We start from the raw sequence: 2,596 nt of genomic DNA on the forward strand, positions 1-2,596 counted from the left end.
CGTGAGCCACCCGCGTGATGCCTGCCGCGCTATCAGGCTCCTTCCAGAGACTGTATTTTTCTATCTCTTAGAGCGCGCCGGCGCCCGGGCACATCCTGACCGCGAAGCCATCACGAAGGCTTGTAAACATTTGCGGAGCGGGTTGCTTGCACTTCTCACTCCTGAGAGACCACGTTCACCTGAGGCCTGTCAGTTTTGACAGAGCGGCGAATTGACCTGTAAATGTTGGGCGCCTACTGGTTTTGGCTCAATCATGTTCGATTTATGCGAGGGCTGCCACGGTGCGGATCTGCAAAGTTGCTGCGCAGCGTATCGGGCACGTCCCGGTGACTTCGGAGGAGCCTTCGGATGCCCGACGCGGAAAGCAACTTGACTTCAACAGCAGCAAAGCTTCATCGCCAAATGAAGTCGATCGCGGACGCGGTCGGCATATTGCTGGTCGATGGATTTCACTACTTGGCGCTCTTCGCGATAGGCGCGACGACCGTGTGGTCGGCTGTTGCCGCTTTCATCAGCATGATAGCTAGGGGACGCGCTGAACTCTCGGACATCCTTCTTCTGTTCATCTATCTTGAAATCGGCGCGATGATCGGAATCTATTTCAAGACGACAAGGCTTCCGGTTCGCTACCTGATTTATATCGCGATGACAGCGCTGGGCCGGGTCCTGATCGAGATCGGGGGCGCCGAGCACAAGACCGGGAAAGATCTTCTCATCGTGACAGGGGCAATTCTGGTTCTGTCGTTTGCTGTACTGATTCTGCGGTTCGCATCTCAAAAAGACGATCTGTCCGACAGGTCGCGTCACGAAGCCTGATGGCCTGGCGAGGGCCGCGCCAGTCCAGTGGCGACGCCTGACGCGTCGGTCGCCGGAGCGCCGGCGTTCCTGATCGCTTGCCAAATTGTTTCGGACGCCAACGGCGGATCGATGTGCACAATCCCGAGCGGCCAAAGCGCGTCGAGCACCGCGTTGGCGAAAGCGGCGGGCGCACCGGTTGCCGCGGCCTCGCCAACCCCTTTGACACCGAGTGGATTGTCATCGGCCGTTGTCGGCCGGATACAGGTGGCTATCGACGGCAGGTCCGACGCACGCGGCACCGCATAGTCGGTCAGTGATCCCGTCAACAATTGTCCGCTCGCCGGATCGTAGACGATCTGTTCGAACCAGCTCTGCCCGATGCCCTGGGCCGTGCCGCCGTGAAGCTGGCCCTCGAATATCCTTGGGTTGATGACGTTGCCGGAATCCTGGGCGATCGCATACGCCGCTATCGTGCAGGCGCCGGTCTTGCGGTCCACCTCGACCTCACAGACGTGGCACGCGGCCGGTACATTCTGTCCCAGGCCATCGAAGCAGCCGCTGACACTAAAATCCGGCTCGGCAGCGAACACCTGGTCCCAGGTTACGCTGCGGTCGGTACCGGCAATCCGGAACAGGCCTTCATCGAACGAAATGTCCCCGGAAGATGCTTCAAGCATTCTGCCTGCAATATCGCGCCCCCGTTCGACCGCGGCCTCGGCCGCGAGTTTTACCGAAGATCCGCAGAGTGTGGTCGACCATGAGGCCGCCGTGCCAACACCCTCGGCCATCCGCGCCGTGTCGGATTGCCGGAATCCGAGACGTTCCATCGGCATTGCGAGTGCATCCGCGGCGACCTGCAGAAATGTCGTTTCATGGCTATGGCCGGCCGAGCCGGTTCCGACGATGAGGTCAAGTCGCTCTCCGTTCCACTCGAGGCGTGCTCCGATTGGTTCGTGCGAGCCGTGGAGATCTTCGGCGAACAGGCAGACGCCGAAGCCGCGCAGCCGATCCGATCCGGCCGATTGCGCCCGCCGTTCGGCAAAGCCCTCATGATCGATATGTTTCAAGGCGCTATCGAGCAGTTGCTCAAAGTCGTGCCGATCGAATCGCGTCCCGAGCGGCGAGATCCATGGCATCCGCGATCCCCGCACCAGATTGGCACGGCGGAAAGCAATCGGATCCTGTCCGATCCGGCGAGCGATCATGTCGACGAGGCGCTCGCAGGCATAGACATTTTCCGGGCGCCCCGCGCCGCGATAGGAGCAGGTAGGTGCGGTGTTTGTCAGGACGCCTTCGACGCGAACGTGGGCGGCCTGGACACCATAGACCCCCGTCAGATGCGTGAGCCCGTTCTGGACCGGGACCATTGTCCTCGACGACGTGTAAGCGCCCATGTTCATGCGGCGGACGGCTTCGATCGCGGTCATCCGCCCCGTCGCGTCGATGGCGGCGGTCACCGAGAATAAATTGTCCCTCGCATGACAGCCGGCACTCAGGGTTTCGCCGCGTTCGGGGATCCATTTCACCGGCCTTCCAAGGCGGCGTGCAGATTCAAGGCACAGGACATATTCAGGGTAGAGGCCGTTCTTCTGGCCAAAGCCGCCGCCGGTATCCGGCGCGACGACGCGGATGCGCTCACGCGGCACCTTGAAGACACGGTCCGCCAACGCGCGCTGAATGATCTGTACCCGTTGAGTCGAGACGTGTAGCGTGAACAGTCCGTCTGCAAAGCCGCCGATGCAGCCGCGTGGCTCGAGCGGGAGAGCGTCGATCCGGTTGACCGCGATGGTAGCGCCGA

At 61.4% G+C, this 2,596-nt stretch carries 2 protein-coding genes; one reads left to right on the forward strand and one right to left on the reverse strand.

What is annotated here, in order from left to right; all coding sequences use genetic code 11:
* The first annotated feature begins 348 nt into the window (after positions 1-348).
* Positions 349-816, forward strand: coding sequence for a phosphate-starvation-inducible protein PsiE (locus QOC89_RS08545; protein WP_323044623.1), 468 nt, complete (start codon positions 349-351; stop codon positions 814-816).
* Here the strand turns inward: QOC89_RS08545 and QOC89_RS08550 are convergent.
* Positions 804-2,596: xanthine dehydrogenase family protein molybdopterin-binding subunit (locus tag QOC89_RS08550; RefSeq protein ID WP_323044624.1), on the reverse strand; the 1,793-nt coding region annotated here is incomplete at its 5' end. The two genes, QOC89_RS08545 and QOC89_RS08550, sit on opposite strands and share 13 nt — an antisense overlap.

Source organism: Paraburkholderia sp., from assembly GCF_034668105.1.
In the GTDB taxonomy this organism is placed as follows: domain Bacteria; phylum Pseudomonadota; class Gammaproteobacteria; order Burkholderiales; family Burkholderiaceae; genus Paraburkholderia.

Bases quoted from the DNA above. Each gene is read 5' to 3' on its own strand.
- QOC89_RS08545 (WP_323044623.1), top strand. From the start codon at position 349: ATGCCCGACGCGGAAAGCAACTTGACTTCAACAGCAGCAAAGCTTCAT.